The 18767-nt window shown below is 69.2% G+C and carries 22 protein-coding genes; 12 read left to right on the plus strand and 10 right to left on the minus strand.

Annotated features, from left to right (window positions below; genetic code table 11):
• Positions 1-83: 83 nt before the first annotated feature.
• Entirely contained in the window at positions 84-1679 is a 1596-nt protein-coding gene (locus AC1DG4_RS12735; protein ID WP_477381145.1) for an APC family permease, read from the plus strand.
• A gap of 13 nt (positions 1680-1692) precedes the next feature.
• Here the strand turns inward: AC1DG4_RS12735 and AC1DG4_RS12740 are convergent, their stop codons facing one another.
• The 6 genes from AC1DG4_RS12740 to AC1DG4_RS12765 form a co-directional block, all read right to left on the minus strand.
• Positions 1693-2820, minus strand: coding sequence for a nuclease-related domain-containing protein (locus AC1DG4_RS12740; protein WP_477421265.1), 1128 nt, complete (start codon positions 2818-2820; stop codon positions 1693-1695).
• Between the two features lie 75 nt (positions 2821-2895).
• Positions 2896-3141, minus strand: coding sequence for a hypothetical protein (locus AC1DG4_RS12745; RefSeq protein ID WP_477381149.1), 246 nt, complete (start codon positions 3139-3141; stop codon positions 2896-2898).
• The gene (locus AC1DG4_RS12750; protein ID WP_477381151.1) at positions 3138-3539 is read right to left on the minus strand and encodes a nucleotide pyrophosphohydrolase; all 402 of its coding nucleotides are present in this window, start codon (positions 3537-3539) and stop codon (positions 3138-3140) included. Before AC1DG4_RS12750 ends, AC1DG4_RS12745 begins: the two co-directional genes overlap by 4 nt.
• An 89-nt stretch (positions 3540-3628) precedes the next feature.
• Positions 3629-4021, minus strand: a complete 393-nt coding sequence (locus AC1DG4_RS12755; protein WP_477381153.1) for a type II toxin-antitoxin system VapC family toxin — start codon at positions 4019-4021, stop codon at positions 3629-3631.
• Positions 4018-4248: a FitA-like ribbon-helix-helix domain-containing protein gene (locus AC1DG4_RS12760; protein ID WP_477420422.1), complete on the minus strand. Its 231-nt coding sequence runs from the start codon at positions 4246-4248 to the stop codon at positions 4018-4020. Before AC1DG4_RS12760 ends, AC1DG4_RS12755 begins: the two co-directional genes overlap by 4 nt.
• 20 nt (positions 4249-4268) lie before the next feature.
• Positions 4269-4715: a hypothetical protein gene (locus AC1DG4_RS12765; RefSeq protein WP_477381156.1), complete on the minus strand. Its 447-nt coding sequence runs from the start codon at positions 4713-4715 to the stop codon at positions 4269-4271.
• 275 nt (positions 4716-4990) lie between these two features.
• Here AC1DG4_RS12765 and AC1DG4_RS12770 point away from each other — a divergent pair, with 275 nt between their 5' ends.
• Genes AC1DG4_RS12770 through panB form a run of 4 tightly spaced genes read left to right on the plus strand, consistent with a single transcriptional unit; the run spans position 4991 to position 8104 of the window.
• On the plus strand, positions 4991-5998 hold the full coding sequence (locus tag AC1DG4_RS12770) for a DUF2520 domain-containing protein (protein WP_477381158.1): 1008 nt from the start codon (positions 4991-4993) through the stop codon (positions 5996-5998).
• A complete protein-coding gene (gene panC / locus AC1DG4_RS12775; RefSeq protein ID WP_477381160.1) occupies positions 5995-6846 on the plus strand; it encodes a pantoate--beta-alanine ligase in 852 nt (283 codons plus the stop codon). Before AC1DG4_RS12770 ends, panC begins: the two co-directional genes overlap by 4 nt.
• Complete coding sequence (gene panD, locus AC1DG4_RS12780; protein WP_477381162.1) at positions 6846-7238, plus strand: aspartate 1-decarboxylase; 393 nt, start codon at positions 6846-6848, stop codon at positions 7236-7238. Before panC ends, panD begins: the two co-directional genes overlap by 1 nt.
• The gene (gene panB, locus AC1DG4_RS12785; protein WP_477381164.1) at positions 7235-8104 is read left to right on the plus strand and encodes a 3-methyl-2-oxobutanoate hydroxymethyltransferase; all 870 of its coding nucleotides are present in this window, start codon (positions 7235-7237) and stop codon (positions 8102-8104) included. The genes panD and panB overlap by 4 nt, the downstream gene beginning before the upstream one ends.
• A gap of 72 nt (positions 8105-8176) precedes the next feature.
• On the opposite strand, the gene AC1DG4_RS12790 is transcribed toward panB, so the two are convergent.
• A complete protein-coding gene (locus tag AC1DG4_RS12790; RefSeq protein WP_477381166.1) occupies positions 8177-8950 on the minus strand; it encodes a ribonuclease H family protein in 774 nt (257 codons plus the stop codon).
• Between the two features lie 91 nt (positions 8951-9041).
• On the opposite strand from AC1DG4_RS12790, the gene AC1DG4_RS12795 reads away from it, so the two are divergent.
• From AC1DG4_RS12795 to AC1DG4_RS12815, 5 genes are all read left to right on the plus strand, one after another.
• Positions 9042-9722: a DUF433 domain-containing protein gene (locus tag AC1DG4_RS12795; protein WP_477381168.1), complete on the plus strand. Its 681-nt coding sequence runs from the start codon at positions 9042-9044 to the stop codon at positions 9720-9722.
• Positions 9722-10153 carry a PIN-like domain-containing protein gene (locus AC1DG4_RS12800; RefSeq protein WP_477381170.1) on the plus strand — a complete coding sequence of 144 codons (432 nt, stop codon included), beginning with the start codon at positions 9722-9724 and terminating at the stop codon, positions 10151-10153. The genes AC1DG4_RS12795 and AC1DG4_RS12800 overlap by 1 nt, the downstream gene beginning before the upstream one ends.
• Positions 10154-10237: 84 nt before the next feature.
• Positions 10238-10831 (plus strand): PadR family transcriptional regulator, encoded by a 594-nt coding sequence (locus tag AC1DG4_RS12805; protein ID WP_477381172.1) that lies wholly within the window; start codon positions 10238-10240, stop codon positions 10829-10831.
• Positions 10832-10911: 80 nt separating this feature from the next.
• Entirely contained in the window at positions 10912-11367 is a 456-nt protein-coding gene (locus AC1DG4_RS12810) for a DUF3995 domain-containing protein (protein WP_477381174.1), read from the plus strand.
• A 47-nt stretch (positions 11368-11414) separates the two neighbouring features.
• The gene (locus tag AC1DG4_RS12815) at positions 11415-13229 is read left to right on the plus strand and encodes an ABC1 kinase family protein (RefSeq protein WP_477381478.1); all 1815 of its coding nucleotides are present in this window, start codon (positions 11415-11417) and stop codon (positions 13227-13229) included.
• 215 nt (positions 13230-13444) lie between these two features.
• On the opposite strand, the gene AC1DG4_RS12820 is transcribed toward AC1DG4_RS12815, so the two are convergent.
• A complete protein-coding gene (locus AC1DG4_RS12820) occupies positions 13445-15292 on the minus strand; it encodes a ParB-like protein (protein ID WP_477381177.1) in 1848 nt (615 codons plus the stop codon).
• Positions 15293-15418: 126 nt separating this feature from the next.
• On the minus strand, positions 15419-16648 hold the full coding sequence (locus AC1DG4_RS12825) for an MFS transporter (protein ID WP_477381178.1): 1230 nt from the start codon (positions 16646-16648) through the stop codon (positions 15419-15421).
• Between the two features lie 82 nt (positions 16649-16730).
• Here AC1DG4_RS12825 and AC1DG4_RS12830 point away from each other — a divergent pair, with 82 nt between their 5' ends.
• Positions 16731-17051 carry an ArsR/SmtB family transcription factor gene (locus AC1DG4_RS12830; RefSeq protein ID WP_477381180.1) on the plus strand — a complete coding sequence of 107 codons (321 nt, stop codon included), beginning with the start codon at positions 16731-16733 and terminating at the stop codon, positions 17049-17051.
• 28 nt (positions 17052-17079) lie between these two features.
• On the opposite strand, the gene AC1DG4_RS12835 is transcribed toward AC1DG4_RS12830, so the two are convergent.
• Positions 17080-17550 (minus strand): hypothetical protein, encoded by a 471-nt coding sequence (locus AC1DG4_RS12835; RefSeq protein WP_477381182.1) that lies wholly within the window; start codon positions 17548-17550, stop codon positions 17080-17082.
• A 160-nt stretch (positions 17551-17710) separates the two neighbouring features.
• Here AC1DG4_RS12835 and AC1DG4_RS12840 point away from each other — a divergent pair, with 160 nt between their 5' ends.
• Positions 17711-18724 (plus strand): LacI family DNA-binding transcriptional regulator, encoded by a 1014-nt coding sequence (locus tag AC1DG4_RS12840; protein ID WP_477381184.1) that lies wholly within the window; start codon positions 17711-17713, stop codon positions 18722-18724.
• Positions 18725-18767: the final 43 nt, after the last annotated feature.

The following is an 18767-nucleotide window of genomic DNA, read 5'->3' on the forward strand; positions in this document are numbered from 1 at the left end:
TAGCATCGCGGCACACGATCACGAGATCCCGATTCGCTCGCAGCCGCCGCACACGCGCGACCCACGCAGGAAGCAGGACTCTCATGGCAGAGAAGTATGACCAGGCCACGTCGGATCCGGCGACGCGAACCCTCGACTCGGTCACGGGGATCAGCAAGAAGGGCCTTCCGACGGGGACCGTCGGAGTTCTCGGCGCCCTCGTGATCGGTATCTCGACGTGCGCGCCCGCCTACACGCTGACGGCCGCGGTCGGCCCGGCAGCGAGCGAGGTCGGCTACCAGACGCCCGCCATCTTCCTGATGGGCTTCATCCCGATGCTGCTCGTCGCGCTCGGCTATCGCGCACTCAACTCGGCGATGCCCGACTCCGGCACGTCGTTCACGTGGGCGACGCGCGCGTTCGGACCGTGGATCGGATGGATGGCGGGATGGGGCCTCGTCGCGGCCACGGTTCTCGTGCTCTCGAACCTCGCCGGCATCGCGGTGGAGTTCCTGTTCCAATCGATCAGCATTCTCGTCGGAGATCCGTCGATCGCCGATCTCGCGGCGAACAAGTTCATCAACATCCTCGTCTGCCTCGCCTTCATGGCGCTCGCGACCTACATCTCGTACCGCGGTATGACCTCGACGAAGATCTTCCAGTACATCACCGTCGTCTTCCAGATGGCCGTCATGGTCTGGTTCGTCGTCGCGATGTTCGTGGGTGCGGGCGACCCCGCCAACGTGCAGGGGAAGATGCCCGAGCTGAGCTGGTTCAACCCGTTCGAGGTGTCGAGCTTCAGCGCCTTCGCGGCGGGCATCGCAGTCTCGATCTTCGTCTACTGGGGCTGGGACACCGTGCTGACCATGGGCGAGGAGACGAAGCCGTCGAAGGGGCGGCTGTCGACCGAGAGCAAGGCCGCCATGATCCTGGTCGGGATCCTGGTCGTCCTCTACGTCGGCACGGCGACGGCGACCGTCGCCTTTGCAGGGCTCGGCGATGGACCCACGGGGCTCGGCAACCCCGAGATCATCGAGAACGTCTTCGCGGCGCTCGCGCACCCGGTCATGGGACCGGCGGCGATCCTGCTCTCGCTCGCGATCCTGGTGAGCGCCATGGCATCGATCAACTCCACGGCGATCTCGCCCGCGCGCACGCTGCTCGCCATGTCGCACTACGGTGCGCTGCCGGCGGCGATCAAGAAGGTGCACCCGAAGTACAAGTCGCCGCACGTGGCACTGCTGCTGTCTTCGATCGTCGCGTCGGTGTTCTACGCGGTGATGCGCTTCATCAGTGAGGACGTGCTGTGGGACACGATCACCGCGCTCGGCATGATGGTCTGCTTCTACTACGGCATCACGGCGCTCGCGAGTCCCTGGTACTTCCGCAAGTCCGCGTTCCGCGAGGGCGTCGGATCCGTCATCTCCAAGGTCGTGCTCCCGGGCATCGGCGGGATCCTGCTGCTCATCGTCTTCGTGAAGACGACGATCGACGCGATGGACCCGTCCGCGGGTTCCGGCAGCAACATCGCCGGAGTGGGGCTGGTCGGCATCATTGGTGTGACCGTGCTCGGAATCGGTGTGGTCCTGATGTTCGTGCAGGCCAAGGCCGACCCGGCGTTCTTCCGTGGCGAGCGTCTTACGAAGACCGACGCCACCAAGGACACGTCGGCGCTGCAGGTCTTCGACGACGGGCTGTAAGCCGGACCCCGGGTCAGGCTACCGCGCGCCGACGGGCTGCCATTCGCGGCCCGTCGTKCGTTGCCACAGGTGCGGTCACGGCCGTCCGTGCCGCACGCGCGGGCACTCGGAAGGTGAGCGGCACCGGGCTGGCGAACTCGGAGGCGAACCGGCCCGTACCGTGCACGTCGGCGCCCAGCTCGCGGACGGTCGCGACCAGCTGGGTCAGCTGATGCGACGTCAGCGCTCCGGATCCGCTGGACTGCACGTCGATGAGCGCCTTCTGGATCGTGCGGGCTGAGGCGATCCGGGTCGACCGGCCCTTCTCGCCCTCGTCCAGCCCGTCGGTCCAGACCCGCGCGTCCGGATGCGAGTAGAAGACGCACGTCTGCACATAGGGCGCGGATCCGTGCCGGGCAGCGAGATGACCATGGAACCGTCGAGCCTGCCGCCGCACCTGGAAGGCCGGTGACTCGTGGTCGAGCTTCGAACGCACCGAGACCGAACCGTCGCTGTCGCGCTTGAGCGAGATGGCGTACGACGTCGGCAGGGCCGTCTCGTCGAACAGGATGGAAAGCGAGCCGGCCATCGATGAGGGCTTCTTGCCGTCGAAGATGAGCCCCTTCCAGTTCTTGTTGTCGACGAGCACCACGGCCTTCTCCGTGATCACCAGGTGATCGAGCTGCACGCAGTACGGCGCGGTGGCCTCGTCGTCGTGCGGGGGGAAAACGATGTTCGTGGCGATGATCGCGTCGAGCCCTGCCGCGGTGCACGCGTCGACGAGCAGCTCGCGCGAGGCGAGCTCCCACCGCATACCCTGCCCTGCGAGTTGCTGCGACGCGGTCCCGGCCCTGACCGCCGCATCGCGCTCCGCCTGCAGACGGGAGATCTCGGTCTCATGCTCGGTCAGGCGCTGCTGCGTCTGCGAGTCGTTCCGGACGGCCAACTCGGCGAGAGTCGTGTCGTGCTGCTGCAGGAGTTCCCGCTTCTCGCTGGCGTGCCGAGCGGCAAGCGCGCTCTCCTCCGACGAATGCTCCTGCTGCGCTGCAGCGAGTTCCTCCTTGGCGCGCCGGGTGCGCCCGTTCATCACCCACGCGATCACGACGAGGGCGATGAAGAGGACCGCGGCGGTGACGATCAGGGCGAGCGTGGATGTCTCCATCCGTCCAGCCAATCAGGCGCGGCGGACATTTCCCGGCAACCGCCTGCGTGCCGGACGGATCCGATATTCCGATCGTCAGCGCTGATCGGCGATGGCGTTCTGGGTGTCCTCGTGCATGAGGGCGGCGTTGACCGCTCCGCCCACGGCGGATCCGGCGCCCATGGACATCGGGACGTTGGCGGCGAGGTTGGTGATGTTGCCCGCAGCCCAGATCCGCGGGTGGCTGGTGCGCCCCGACGGTTTGGTGCGGAGCCGCGGATCGGAGAGAGCGTGCGCATCGATGGCGTCTCTCCGAAACGGAACATGCTCGATGCGGGTCATGCGCGGTCCGCGCCCGGGGTCTCGGTCCCTGAGCCCGTCGATGGGGCCGATTCTGCGGCCGCCGCCTTGCGCTCCGACGCGAGCTCGGTGTATTTCGCCATCCGTCCTCGCGCCTGGTCGGCGGGGTACTTCGCGCGGGTCGACTCGAGTTTGCGCAGCACGATGTCGTCCAGGTCGACGCCGATCTGATTTGCGAGGTGGATGCAGTATGTGACGACGTCGGCGAGTTCCTCTTCTACGCGCGTCTGATCGAACTCGCCGCCCCACTGGAAGCACTCGAGCAGTTCGCCGGACTCGATTGCGATGCTCTTCGCGAGGTTCTCGGGAGAGTGGAACTGGTCCCAGTCGCGCTCCTCGACGAAGGCGCGGAGGGCGGCGAGAGTTGCTGGAGACGGCATGGGGGCGAGGGTAGCAGGCGGAGGGGTCAAGACAGACGGCGGTCAACGGCGTTCAATGATGAGACGTCGCCGCCGACAGATTGAGCTCTTCACCACTCCACCACTTCGACATCACAATGCATCCGAGCGGCCTTCGCCAGCCGCCGGTCGAGCGTTAGCAGCGGGCATCGGAACGCCTCCGCGAGCGCGACATAGCTGGCGTCGTAGGTGGAGAAGTTGCTTCGAAGTGCCAGCACTCGCGGGATCAACGGCAGCGTGGGATGAAGGTCGACGGGGAAGCGCTGAAGATCGTTGCAGGCGACCTCAAGATCGTGACTGTCGAGATGCCCTCCGAGGTTCAACCCGCGGAGCGCCGAGGCAGTCTCGACGGGCAAGACATCGGGAGCGATGATCGTCTCGCCACGGAGGCGGTCGACCCATCGCGGAGCCGATCCATGATCAACGAGCAACTCGACGAACGCCGAGGCGTCGACGACGATCATCGACCCCGCCGGCCGTCTCGAATCGCCTTGAGGATCGCTTCGCGAGGGATGTGCCGTGGCGGTCGCTGCTCCAGTTCCACGAGCATCTCCATGAGGGTCGGTCGTGCGGCCAGCTGCGTGAGTTCCGCAGTCAGATACTGCTGAAGAGACTGTCCGCGCGCTTCCGCTCTCGCTGACAGGACGGAGTGCACTGCCGGGTCGAGGTCGCGTATGAGCACGTTCGGCATGCTTACAGTATGCATGCAGCTCATCCGATCTGATAGTGAATGCCGAACCCAGCGTCAGCCACCGTTCGGGTGAAGTCTCTGGCGAGGACGAGCCTGTCGTGCGCACAGTTGCCGCAATCGCCGAACCGGCACCCGACCTCGCCGAAGCCCGCGGGGTCGGAGAGCAGGTCTTCCAGGTCGTCGGCGATCGCGCGAACCGCCGTATTGTCGAGGAGCTTTGTGTACGGTAGCCAGCCGTACCAATGATCCGTGACGCTGCCTTCGACAAGCGCGAAGGCAGCACGAGGCGTGGGCCCTCCCAGAAGACGTTGAAGCTCGGGGTAGCACTTGTCGAGGTCGAGGGTCGGACTCTTGCCCGCGCCCCAATGATCCCAGGCATCGTTTCCGTCGAAGCATCCCCGCGGACACTCTTGTGACTGAGCGATTTGCTGAGCCGAAACCGCGAAGGCGAAGTATCTGATTCCCATCCGCTCAGCTTGGGCTGCCCTGGCAACGACTGTTGGCGCCAGGGGCGGAGCAGGGGAAGAACTCGCGGGAGAATCGGAATGTGTGGAACGAACTCGCGAAGAGCCGTCCGCAAACAGCGCGCGGATCGATGTGACAAGCAAGGATTATGAATCTAGGACATTAAGATCGGTTAATGACCTCGAACGCATGACTGTTCGCTCTCCGATTTGGCTCGGATCCGTCCGTGGGCGGATACTCGACCCGTCCCGGACGCCGATCCCGACCGGGTCCAACAATGGATGCGACCACCTCTTTCCTGCCTGCTGCGCCGGTCCGCAGTATCGCCGTCGTCGGTGCCGGACGGCTCGGCGGCGCGCTCGCGCGAGCTCTGAACGAAGCGGGATTCGACGTGAGGGGGCCGCTCGGTCGTGGTGACGAGATCCCCTCCGCCGACATTGCAATACTGTGCGTGCCCGATGCCGCGATCACGCCGGTCGCGGAGGCGGTTCGCCCCCACGCGCACCTGATCGGCCACGTCTCCGGCGCCACGGGTCTCGACGACGTCGACTTCAGCATCCACCCCCTGCAGACCTTCACCGGATCCGAGCCGCCGAGCGTCTTCCGCGGCATCGGCGCGGCGATCGACGGGCGCACGGAGGAGGCGCACGCGACCGCAGAGCAGCTGGCGCGGGCGCTCGGCGCGCACCCGTTCCAGGTCGATGACGCGCATCGCGCCGGATACCACGCGGCCGCCTCGATCGCCTCGAACCTGCTGCTCGCGGTGCTCGACGCCGCCGAGCAGGTCGCCGGATCGGCGGGGATCGACCGGGCCGAAGCGCGCACGGTCCTTACCCCGCTCGTGCGACAGACCGTCGCGAACTGGGCCGACCGCGGAGCGGCGGAGGCACTCACCGGCCCGATCGCCCGCGGCGACGAGGCCACCGTCGCCCGGCAGCGGGCCGCTGTCGCTGCAGCCGCCCCCGAGCTGCTCCCGCTCGTCGATGCGCTGCGCGACAGCACCCGGGCCCTTGCTGCGCGCCGGGTCGAGAATTCCGGTGACCGCGTTTCGTCTCACTCCGCGGTTGCCGAGCGTCCTTCGTCTCGCTTCGCTCGCTCAGGAACCGAGGGTGCTCGCTCAGGCGGCGAGGGTGCTCGCTCAGGCGGCGAGGGTGCTCGCTCAGGAACCGAGGGTGCTCGCTCAGGAACCGAGGGTGCTCGCTCAGGCGGCGAGGGTGCTCGCTCAGGCGGCGAGGGTGCTCGCTCAGGAACCGAGCGGCCGGATACCGGGAGGACCCGCGCATGAGGATCATCCGTACGATCGCCGAGGTGCGCGAGGCGGTGCGCGACGCGAAGCAACGGGGTCAGACCGTGGGACTCGTTCCGACCATGGGCGCCTTCCACGCCGGCCACCTGTCGCTCATGAAGCGGGCCAGGGCGAACAACGGCCTCGTCGTGGTCTCGCTCTTCGTCAATCCCACCCAGTTCGGCGCGAACGAGGATCTCAGCCGCTATCCGCGCGACGAGGAGCGGGACGCGGCCCTGGCCGCGGCAGAACAGGCCGACATCCTCTTCGCTCCGGAGCCGGCCGAGATCTATCCCGAGGGCTTCGCGACCACGATCCACATCTCCGGCGTCACCGACGTGCTCGACGGCGCCAGCCGCGGTGCGCACCACTTCGACGGCGTGGCCACGGTCGTCGCCAAGCTGTTCGGCATCGTCGCCCCCGACGTCGCCTACTTCGGGCAGAAGGACGCGCAGCAGGTGCTCGTGGTCCGCCGGCTCGTACGCGACCTGAACCTCGACGTGCGGATCGAGGCCTGCCCGATCGTTCGCGAGGCCGACGGGCTCGCCATGAGCTCGCGCAACGTCTACCTCGACCCGGCCGCCCGGCAGCAGGCCACCGCGCTGAACCGGGCGCTCGACGCCGCGCAGGCGCTCGCTGAGATGGGGGAGCACGACACCGACGCTCTCATCGCCACGGCCCGAACCGTCCTCGCCGACGCCGGCCTCGCGCCTGAGTATCTCGAACTCCGCGACGCCGAGACCCTGCAGCCCGTCACCCGTCTCGACGGCGAAGGGCTGCTCGCGGTCGCTGCTCGCGTGGGTGCTGCACGCCTCATCGACAACCACATCCTGAGAGGCGACGCCTGATGCGACGCACCATGCTGAAGTCGAAGATCCACCGCGCGACGATCACCGGATCCGACCTGCACTACGTCGGATCCATCACGATCGACCTCGACCTGCTCGAGGCGGCCGATATCCTCCCGCACGAGCAGGTGCACGTGGTCGACGTCGACAACGGATCCCGCTTCGAGACCTACACGATCGCGGGACAGCGCGGATCCGGGCTGATCCAGATCAACGGCGCCGCCGCCCGTCTCGTGCACACCGGCGACACGGTGATCGTCATCTCCTACGCCGACTATTCGCCCGAGGACCTCGTGGACTACGCGCCGACTGTGGTGCACGTCGACCGGGCGAACGCGATCATCCAGGTCGACGACGCGGTCGACACGTTGCTGACGGAGGCCCTCCTATGAGCACCCACGCTGCTCCCACGCGCCGGCTCACACTCGTCGACCTCGCTGCGAAGAAGGCCGCGGGCGAGCCGATCGTCATGGTCACCGCGTACGACCACCCCGGCGCGCAGATCGTCGAGGCGGCCGGTGTCGACATCGTGCTCGTCGGCGATTCCGCGGCAATGACCGTGCTCGGCTACGACAGCACGGTGCCGGTGTCGGTCGACGAGATGATCATGCTCACGAAGGCGGTGCGCCGCGGTCTCACGAAGCCGCTGCTCGTGGCGGATCTGCCGTTCGGGTCCTACGAGACCTCGGACGCGCAGGCTCTCGCCACGGCCCAGCGCTTCATCAAGGAGACCGGCTGCGACCTCGTCAAGATCGAGCGCGGCGGCACCTCGGTCGACCGGGCACGGGCGCTCGTCTCCGCCGGCATCCCGGTCGTCGGTCACGTCGGCCTCACCCCGCAGACGGCGACGTCGCTCGGCGGCTACCGCTCCCAGGGGCGCACCGCCGAGGCCGCCCTCGCCGTGATCGACAGTGCCATCGCGTTGCAGGATGCGGGATGCTCACTGCTTGTGGTCGAGGCCGTGCCGAGCGAGGTCACGGCGGCGCTCATGCCGCTGCTGGACATTCCGGTGATCGGCATCGGCGCCGGATCCGCCACGGACGGTCAGGTGCTCGTGTTCCACGACCTGCTCGGGATCTACGACGGGGGCGCGGCCAAGTTCGTGAAGCGCTACGCGGACCTGCGATCCGCGGCGATCGAGGGTGTCACCGCCTACGCCGACGAGGTGCGCGAGCACGTCTATCCGGCGCCGGAGCACGCGTATTCGATGCCCGCGGACGAGGCCGCACGGCTGCAGGAGCTGCTCGCAGCGCGGTGAGCCGGAGCCACGGTCTCGCCGGACCTCCGCGGATCCGTTTCCGGCCCGTTCGCGGATCGGTATCCCGCCGGGTCAGATCAGTCGGCGCAGCGCTTCGTCCAACGTCACGCCCTGGGCGTCGGCGCGGTCGCGGAGACGGGCGTGCTCCTCGGCGCTGAGCGTCACGCGAAGCTCGATCGGAGTCGCGTCGGAGGCGAGGTCAAGACCGTCGAGAAGGTCGGAGGCCTCGGCCCACAGCGCGGGCGCGGGCGCCGCGGAGGAAGCGACGACCGGGAGCGCGATGGATCCGGCGGCGTGGGGGCTTTCGGCAGCGGCCGGGACCGGCGCCGGGGCCGCGCTCGTCGCAGATGCGGGCGCGGACGGCTCAACGACGGCGGGACCGCGGGAGAACCCGGGGCCCCGGTCCGGATCCCGCTTCTTCTGATACGCCGTCGCAGCGGCGTTCGCACGCTGATCGGCCGCCTCGTTCAGGGGATGGCCGGCGTGGCCCTTGACCCAGGTGAACGACACATCGCGCCCGCGCAGCGCCTCGTCGATGCCCTCGAGCAGATCGCGGTTCAGCACGGGGCCGCCGTCGGACTTGCGCCACCCCTTGCGCTTCCACCCCGGCATCCACTTGGTCACCGAGTCGATCACGTAGCGACTGTCGCACTCGATCACGAGCTTCTCGTTCGGGACGCCCGCGGTCGCACGCAGCAGCTCGAGGACAGCGCGCAGCTCACCCTGGTTGTTCGTGCCGTGCGGGGATCCGCCCGCGGCCCAGTTGCCGTCGTCGATGTACCAGGCCCAGCCGTTGGGTCCGGGGTTGCCCAGGGCGGAACCGTCTGCCGCGGCGGTGATCGTCATACTTCCACCGTAGGGCGTGGCGGGACGTGGGCCGGGCGTGGCGTTATCCACAGCCCGGTTATCGTAAGCGCCCGGATGGGATGATGGGCTCATGCTCACCTCCATGCTGGATCGGGCGATCTACTCCTACGCGGATGTGGATCGCCTCGTCGGGCTGCACGCAGGCACCTCACGGCGATGGCTGGAAGGGTATGCGCGTGCCGGAAAGCTATACGAACCGGTGCTCCGCGAGGAGCGGACCGGCTCCGAAGCGGTGACGTGGGGCGAGATGGTCGAGGCCCGTCTCCTCGCGGAGTTCCGCAGCCACGATGTCCCGGTGCAGCGACTGCGCCCGGCGATCGTTCGACTCCGCCAGGAGTTCGGGCGGTATCCGCTGGCATTGGCGCGACCTTTGCTCGATGTCGAGGGCCGCGAGCTGGTGCGTGTCGTGCAGGAAGAGGTCGGCCTCGAGCGCCCGCTTCAATTGGTGGTCGTGCGCAGCGGTCAGGTGATGCTGACGGCGGCGACGAAGCGATTCCACGCAGCGGTCGAGTACGAGAGCGGAATCGCCTCGCGGCTCCGTCCGGACACCCGGACCCCCGCTGTGCTCATGGACCCACTCCGCGCTTTCGGTCAGCCGGCGGTGCGAAGCGTGCGCACGGATGCCCTTGCCGAGGACTACCGTGCCGGCGCCACCAGGGATGAGCTCGCCGACCTGTACGACCTCACTTCCTCTCAGGTGGATGAGGCGATCCGATACGAGCTCATTGTCGGAAGCAACCGAGCGGCGTGATGTCGGCGGGCGCATCGACGGCCTACTTCGCCGACGAGAACGCGCTCGGGTTGGGCAAGCTTCTGCACCGAGCGGGGCGACAGGACATCCTCTACCCGGGGCACACCGATCTGCCTGCGGTTCCGCTGGGAACCGCGGATGTGGATTGGATGCCCGTTATCGGCCGCAACGGGTTCGTTGTGATCACACGAGACCGTCGGATCCGCTCCCGACCGGCGGAGCTCGAGGCGTACTACGCGCACGGAATCCGCTCGATCTGGATCGGTACGAAGCAGGATCTGGGCCCGCAGCAGCAGGTGGAGCTGTTTCTGCGTCATGAGCGGCGCGTCCAACGCTTCATCGTGAAACTCGGGGGAGGCCCGTGGGCGCTCGCGATGAGCATGAACGGAGTCAGGCCTCTGACGCTGGCCACTCCGCCGTCGTTTCTCTGACCGTCGGATCCGCCCTTCCCTTCCGATACATAGCGACATATCGTTAACTATCGCTCGGGACGAGCAGGAATCGAGGAGGTCGTCATGGACAACACATTTGGACCACGTGGATTCGGCGGGGCGGGGTTCGGCCCCGGCAACGGACGCGGCTTCGGCGGACGCCCGGGGATGAACCCGACCGCCGGACTCTGGGAGGCGATGGAGCACCTGCGCTCCGCCTTCGATCAGCGTCCTCAGGCTCCGCGCATGGCCCGCGGAGACGTGCGCGCCGCCGTGCTCGCGCTGCTGGCCGAGCAGCCCATGCACGGGTACCAGATCATCCAGGAGATCGAAGAGCGCAGCGGCGGCTCGTGGAAGCCGAGCGCGGGATCTGTGTATCCGACGCTGCAGCTGCTCGCAGACGAGGGGCTGATCGAAGCTGCCGAGCAGGGCGGACGCAAGACGTACTCGCTCACCGAGGCCGGCCGTGCGGTCGCCGATGAGGCCGGCACGCCGCCGTGGGAGAGCTCCGGCGCTCGCGCGGGCTCGGCATCGTTCGGGGCGCTGCCCAAGGCGGGGGTCGACCTCGCGGGCGCCGCGGCGCAGGTCGCGCGCACCGGCACTCCGGAGCAGGTGCAGCAGGCGATCGACGTGCTCGACGAGGCGCGTCGCCGTCTGTACGCGATCCTCGCCGACTGATGGCGGGTGGTGCAGCGGAGCGAGGAGAGTTCGGGCTTCGGGTCGTGGCGAGTCCCGAACCGTCAGGGGCGGGACAACCGATGAACGCGATCGGCGTGGCAGGGATCGCGGGCAGGACCGTCGGAGTGCTCGGGCTCGCCGCCGTCGGCATCCTTCATCTCGTGTGGGCGGCAGGCAGCCCTTGGCCGGCGCGGGATTCGGCCGACCTGGCCGACGCAGTCGTCGGATCGGCGCACGCACCCAGCGCCGGTCCCACGGTGGGAGTTGCCGTGCTGGCGCTCGGCGGCGCCGCCGCCGTCGGCGGGGCAGGCGGTGCCGGCCCGATCGCGCGGCTGGTCCGCCTGGGGGCCGCCGCTGCGCTGATCGCTCGAGGACTCGTCGGCGGTGTCGTGGCGACGAGGGCTTTGCGACTCCCCGACCCGAGTGCGCGGTTCCGCAGGCTCGACCGTGTCGTCTACCGACCTGTGTGCCTCACGCTCGGCGCGGCGGTCGCGATGGGGTCGCTCGGGCGGATCCGGCGCAGGAAGATGGGATAGGGAGGCACATCGGCATGGTCAACGATCGGAGTCCGGCGTCGCCGGCGATGCGCCAGAGTGCGACGGAGGATCAGGGCCCTCCGCTGCGGGCGCGCTACCGGCGGATCCTCGGGTTCGCCGCGCGGGTGCTCGCGCAGACCTGGTGGTTCGAGCTCGTTCTGCCACGGATCGGCTTCACACGCGTGGCGGAGAGCTCCCGTGAGCGTCGGATGCGCGTGCTCGCGCAGCGCTTCCACGTGCTCGCCGTCGAGCTCGGCGGCCTGATGATCAAAGTCGGTCAGTTCATGTCGTCGCGCCTGGACGTACTGCCGCCGGAGATCACGACCGAGCTCGCGGGCCTTCAGGACGAAGTGCCGCCCGTGCCGATCGCCGAGATCCGCGCGCTCGCCGAGGCCGAACTGGGCGTGCCGCTCTCGCGCGCGTTCGCGTCGTTCGACGACACCCCGCTCGCGGCGGCCTCGCTCGGGCAGGCGCATCGCGCGCGGCTGTCCGCGCTGGACGCCGCCGACGCGGGATTCGACGAGGTCGTGGTCAAGGTGCAGCGGCCCGGGATCGACCTGGTCGTCGCGACGGACCTCGCGGCTCTCCGCCGGGTCGCGGGGTGGCTGCGGCGTATCAGGTTCATCGCCGATCGGGTGGACGCACCCGCTCTCGTCGAGGAGTTCGCGCAGACCAGCCTCGAGGAGATCGACTACCTGCACGAGGCCGCCGCCGCCGAGCGGTTCGCCGAGAACTTCGCTCACGACCCGAGGGTCGACGCTCCCCTCGTCGCATGGGAGCGCACCACGCGCCGCGTGCTCACGCTCTCCGACGTCACTGCGATCAAGATCAACGACGTCGACGCCCTGCGCGCCGCCGGTATCGACCCCGCCGACGTCGCCCGCGTGTTCGCCGAGGTCATGTTCGACCAGCTCTTCACGCACGGGTACGTGCACGCGGATCCCCATCCGGGCAACATCTTCGTGACGCCGCACCGCGCGGGCGGCGCCGGGATGCCCGGCGCGGACCTCACGGTTCCTGGGCGCCCTTCGTCTCGCTTCGCTCGCTCAGGAACCGCGGAGCGAGACGAGGGGCTCCCCGCGAGCGACCCCGGCGTGCATCCGGCCTGGCGGCTCACGTTCATCGACTTCGGGATGATGGCGGAGGTTCCCGAGGGGATCCGGCGCGGGCTGCGCACGCTGTTCATCGCGGCCGCGTCTCGTGATGGGAAGGGCATGGTCGCCGCGGCTCAGGAGATCGGCGTGCTCATGCCCTCCGCCGAGAACCGCGAACTGGAGCGCGCTCTCTCCGCACTGTTCGCGCGCTTCGGCGGCATGGGCTTCGCCGAGCTGCGCGACGTGGATCCGCGGGAGTTCCAGGGCTTCGCCGTCGAGTTCGGCGACACGATGCGCTCGCTGCCGGTGCAACTCCCAGAAGGGCTGCTGCTGCTCATCCGCGCCGTCTCGCTCACCTCCGGCATGTGCAGCGGGCTGGATCCGCAGTTCAACATCTGGGAATCGATCGAGCCCTACGCGACCCGGCTGCTCGCGGACGAGAGCGGCAACCTGGTGCGGGACTTCGCGCAGCAGGCGGTCTCGAACGCGGGCGTCCTGTGGCGGCTGCCGAAGCGGATCGACGATCTCGTCACGCGCGTCGACGAGGGGTCCGTCACGTTCGACACCTCTCGTGTCGAGCGGCGGCTGGACCGCATCGACGGCCTCATCCGTCGCGGGGTCTCGGGCCTGCTCTTCGCTGCGCTGCTCATCGGCGGGGCGCTCGTGCTCGCAGTGAACCCGGTGCTGGGCACGGTCTTGATGAGTGTCTCGGTGCTCCCACTGCTGCACACGCTGTTCGCCGGGCTGTTCCGCCGCGGGTCGCGCTGATCGTTGTGTGCTTGCTCGATCATGCCGGGTTTGGGGCGTGTCCGGGCGGTTTGGGGCGTGTCTCGTCCGTAGATCGTGTGGTGGGGCGCCCCGAAACGGGAGAGTGCGCCCCGAAACGGCGGGCGACGGGAACCACAAGGATGCACGACCGGATCCGGCCGTGCATCCTTGGCAGCGCAGCGCAGCGCAGCGCAGCGCAGCGCAGCAATGCGGCGTCAGTCCTGCTCGACACCGGCCCGGCGACGAGCGAGCAGCAGCACGCCCGCGGCGATCACGACCACGCCGGCCAGGCCGAGGCCGATCGGTGCTGCGGATCCGGTCGTCGCGAGCGAGCCGGTGGAGCCGGCGCCAGCGCTAGAGCCCGAACCGGAGCCGGCCGAACCCGAGCCCGAACCGGAACCGGTGCCACCGGTGCCGCCGCCCGGGGCCGCGACCGTGAAGGCGGCCGCGGCGACCGTGGTGCCGTTGAACGACACGGTGACCGTGTGCGCTCCCGCGGGCAGCGTCGTGGGCAGCGTGGTCTGCAGCGTGAACGTGCCGGACGCGTCTGTGGATCCGGTGCCGAGCACGACCGGATCCGAGTGCACCTCGACGGCGAAGCCGGACACGTCGGCGGCGAGGCCCTTCGCGGTGACGGTGATGGATCCGCCAGGGTGCAGATCGCCCGAGATGATGACGGAGCCCTGCGTGGCGGCGGGGTCGGCGACCGTCACGGGCACAGCAGTGGAGGTGGTGGATCCGATCGCGTTGTGCGCGGTGACGGTGAGCGAGTACGCCCCGGGCGCCACGCGGTCGAAGGTGAACGACGTGCTGCGGGCATCGACGTCGGATGACAGGCCCGCGCCGAGCGACACGGTGTAGCCGGTGATCGCCGAGCCGCCGTCGGCGGGCGCGGACCAGGTGGCGGCGACGTGGGAGCCCGCGAGCGAGGCGCCGGAGACGACGGCGACGGGCGCGGCCGGCGCCGCAGGCGCGGTCGGGGTGGGGGTCACGTGCCGCAGGCGGTACTCGGTCATGTACGCGAGCTTGCCGGGCTTGGCGTCCGAGTACGGCTTGGCGAGTTTGGCCCACTCGCCCTTGGATTCGGACTTGCCGTCGTTCCACGCGCTCAGCACGCTGAGGTCGCCCGCGGTGTAGCCCGACTGCGGGTCGACCACGGTGCCGGCCCCGAGCGCGACCTGCGCCTGGCTAAGCTGCTTCACGAGCGCCAGGGATCCGGCCCAGTCGTCCTGATTCCAGTCCGCCACCGGGACGTCGGCGCGGGTGCGCAGCCAGGTGCCCCAGTAGAACTCCTGGAACGGCACCGCACCGTCGGACGAGTAGCCGATGTCGCGGGCGAAGTAGAGGATGCTGCGGAAGCGGTCGTCCTCGAAGTTCGACAGCCCCACATTCGACGGCAGCTGGGCGGGCGTGATCGCGTCGCCGTTCACGTCGCGCAGCCAGGTCCACTTGTTGGCCTGCATCGCTGTCCAGAAGTCCGCGTCCGACAGGCCCGACAGGTTGCCGAGCACCCGCAGCCGCACGTGCACTTCGGGTCCGCTGTTCTCCTGGAACGAGGTGAGGGTGTGGTGCCCGTCGGTGAGGTAGAGCACGCCCTGCGGTCCGATCACCACTGTCTTCATGGGGGCGATCGTGTCGGCCGTCTCGCTGCCGACCGGCACGGTGCAGGTGAAGGTGGACGGATCCAGCAGGGTCGCGTCCGGCTGGGCGCTCGCGGCGTCCTGCTGGCCGTTGGCCTCGCACCAGTCCGCGAACTTCTTGTTGATCGCGTCCTTCGACAGCTCGGAGTCGTAGCGGCCGAGCTTGTAGTAGACCTCGTCGTAGCCGAGCGAGGGCTGCGTCGGGTGCACGTCGCCGACGCGCACGTCGAGCAGATCGCCCACGGGCGCGCACAGCGCGCGGGCGTCGCCCGCGACGCAGGAGGCGTCCTTGACGTCGGACGCTGAGGTGGTCGACACGGCGTCGGCGGCCGCAGCGGGAAGGGCCGCGACGACGGATCCGCCGAGGGTGAGGAACGAGGCGAGCGCGACGGCGAGCGTGCGACGCGAGCGGAGCAGGGGCACGGGAGTCTCCAGGGAGCCGGGGGACGGGAGTCGCCTCCGAGCCTGGCCAGCTCAGGCGGACGTCGGGTTGCGGCCGGGTGAACAGGGGGTGACGGGGAGTCCTGCGCCCTGGGCCGGTGACGCCGCTCAGGCCCGTCGGCGGGCGCGCAGCATGAGCGCGATCAGCGACAGCACGATGACGACGACGCCGTAGCCCAGGCAGACCGTGCCGAGCCCGAGCGGGGCGACCAGCACCCCGGCGATGACCGCGGGCACGCCGAAGGCGAGGTAGGCGAGCAGATACAGCGCCGCGAAGGCGTCGGCGCGCTGGGTCGCGGGGATCCGGGGCGCGAGGGATCCGACGACGCCGAAGAACGCCGTGCCGAAGCCCATCCCCGTCACCGAGGCGGCCACCAGGTATGCGGGCAGTGATCCGAGCCCGAGTGCGAGCAACGAGAGTGTGGTGCCGACCGCGAGCGCGGCGGTGCCGAAGATCACGATCGTCCGGGCGGTGCGGCGCCGGATTGCGAACGCCGTGACGGCGCCGACCCCGGCCAGGAGAGCGACGGCGAGGCCCTGCCAGAGGTGAGCGGTGCCGCCGAGCTCGCTGCGGACGATCGTCGCGCCGAGCGAGAGGAACAGCCCGCCCGTCGCCCAGCCGGCGATGACCGCCGGTGCGGCGCGCCAGAACTCGGCGCGGATCTCCGCCGGAACCGATAGGCGCAAGCGCAGCGACGCCCAGGCGCCGGGCAGACGCGGCGCCGTCTCAGGCGCGATGACCACGAGCGCCGCGATCGCGACGTAGATCACGGCCAGGGGCATGAAGACGTCGCGCAGCGCGTCCGGAGTCGTGTCCAGAGCGAGGGCGGCGAGCAGGGCTCCGGACGCCAGGCCGATCCCGGGGCTCAGCGCGTTCCAGAGCGCCGCCGTCCCGGGGCGTGCCGGCGGTGCGAGGTCGAGGACGGTCGCGGAGAGTGAGGCGATGAGCAGTCCGCTCGCGACCCCCTGCAGAATGCGCGCGAGCACGAGCAGCGTCACGGATCCGGCGTTCCCGAACAGCACCATGCTGGCGGCGAGCAGGACGAGCCCGACGGCGATCACCGGGCGTCGTCCGACGTGATCCGAGAGCGATCCCGCCGTCAGCAGGGTGAGGAGCAGGGCGACCGCGTACACGGCGAACACGGCCGTGATCACGATGGCATCGAAGCCCAGGTGCTGTGCGAGCACGGGGTAGAACGGCGACGGCGCGCTGGCTCCCGCCATCATCAGGATCTGCGCCACGATCCCGAGCACGAACCCGAACCGCGTGCGTGCTGAGCGCGGCGCCAGGGCGCCCGACTCCGAAACCCGAGGCGTGACGATCGGCTGGGTGGTCATGGGTGCTCCTCATCCATTCGAGAATTCTCGAACCTTGAGCAGACTACTCGCCTTCCGGCGAAGGTTCAAGTATTATCGAACCATGCCTGGCGCGACCGACCTTCCGCATCCGGAACGCTCCGAGATCCAGCTCACTGCGGTGCTCTTCGCCCTGAGTGATCCGGAGCGTCTCTCCATCGCGCGCCAGCTCGTCGATGGTCCACTCGACATGGCGGCATGTCACGCGACGGATCCGAACCTGCCGAAGTCGACCAAGTCGCACTTCATGAAGGTGCTGCGTGAGGCCGGGGTGATCCGCAATGACCCCCACGGGCGCCGGCGCCTCCTCACGCTGCGCCGGGACGACCTCGAGGCGAGGTTCCCCGGTCTGCTCGATGCCGTGCTGAGTCAGCCGGGAGGCTGATCCCCTCCCGCTCGTCGACCGCCGGAGGTCAACCCGCCGCGATCTCCCGCACGATGACTCGGGTGGTGCCGGTGGCATTCTTCGTCTCGTATCGCACGGGCATCCCCGGGTGCGCGAGCGCGAACCAGAACACCGCACCTCCCCCGACGTCGCGCACGTCGTAGCGCAGGCAGTCGAGCTGCCCGAGCGGGTGCTCGATCGCCTCCGTGCCGACCGTGGTGCGGTCGGCCGGGAACGCCGCGTGCGACTGCAGCTCGTGCCAGGTGACCCGTCTGCTCGACACCTCGGCCGGGTTCTCGGTGGTCCACCGGTCGAGCGTCGCCCCCTCGTCGTCCCCCTCTCGGAACCGGTTGATCCGCTCCTCGACGGTGCCGTCCGGGTTGTCGGTGCGGATCCGGTAACGGGCCCCGTCGCGCAAAGCCTCGCGGATCTCGTCCGCCGTGAACGGCGTCGGCAGCAGGTCGTCCGCGACGAGGTGCGGATCCGGGATCTCTTTCACGTGGTCAGGATAGGCCTGTCATCCCAACCGACCGAAGAAACCTATTAGTTGTCATTGGGGACAAAAAGATTGCGTCGGCGAGTGTCTTCGCCTAAAGTCTGTCGAAGCGCTTCACCAACGCAGCGCCTGAACCGATCGAAGAAGCCCGGAGAAGCGAGAGATGGCGAAGATCCATGAGGTGGCCGAGGCCGCCGGTGTGTCGATCAGCACCGTCTCCTACGCGCTCAGCGGGAAGAGGTCGATCTCACCCGCGACGCGCGACCGCGTCGAACAGGCGGCGGCCCGCCTCGGTTATCAGCCGAACGCCGGCGCCAGGATGCTCGCAGGGCGAAGGACGAACATCTTCGCCCTCACCGAGCCGTTCCGGGCCGACACGCATGCCCCCACCCACATGAGCTTCGTACTGGCGACCTCGATCGCCGCGCGCCGATTCGACTACGACATCCTGCTGCTGACCGATGCCGAGGCCTCGGCGGGTATGCGGAGGGTGTCGGCGAGCGGGCTCGTCGACGCCATCCTCGTCCTGGATGTGGCACCGCACGACGATCGCGTAGCACTGGCGAGGGCGATCGCGGTGCCCACCGTCTTCATCGGTGTGCCGGAGGACACGGAGGGCCTGGTCTGCGTCGACCTGGACTTCGAAGCGGCATCCGCCCTCGCGATCGACAGGCTGGCCGATGCCGGCCACACTCGTGTCGGGTTCGTCGGTCACTCGGAGGACGCGTACGAGCGCTCCAACTTCCCACTGCGGGTGCGACGCGGGGTCGAGGCCGCGGCCCTGCGGCGCGGGATCGAGGTCTCGGTCGTGTCCCCGCGGGAAGGCGAAGCGGGCCGCGGTGACCTTCGCGACGGCCTGCGCCGCCTCGTGCGCGACTCCGGGGTGACGGCGATCGCGCTGCACCGTGACGACAGCGCTCACAGGCTGGTCCTCGCCGAGCTCGCGGCCTCCGGTCTCTCGGTCCCCGCCGACGTGTCGCTCGTCTCGATCGGGTCGGCCTTCGACACCGGCTCGCTCGAGACGCCGATCGACCGGATCCCCTTGGATCCGCAGGCCTCGTGCGAGCTCGCGGTCGAGCTCGCCGCGCGCATGGCCGACGGCGATGAGGTCGAGCCGGGGGTGCGCCTGCTCCCGCCGCAGTATCGCGACTCCGGCTCGGTGAGCCCGCCTCGATGACGGCGGAGCGAAGCGGTCCCCCTCGGGGCTGAAGCGCCGCCGA

The sequence above is a fragment of the Microbacterium sp. 05N427 genome (genome assembly GCF_056397105.1).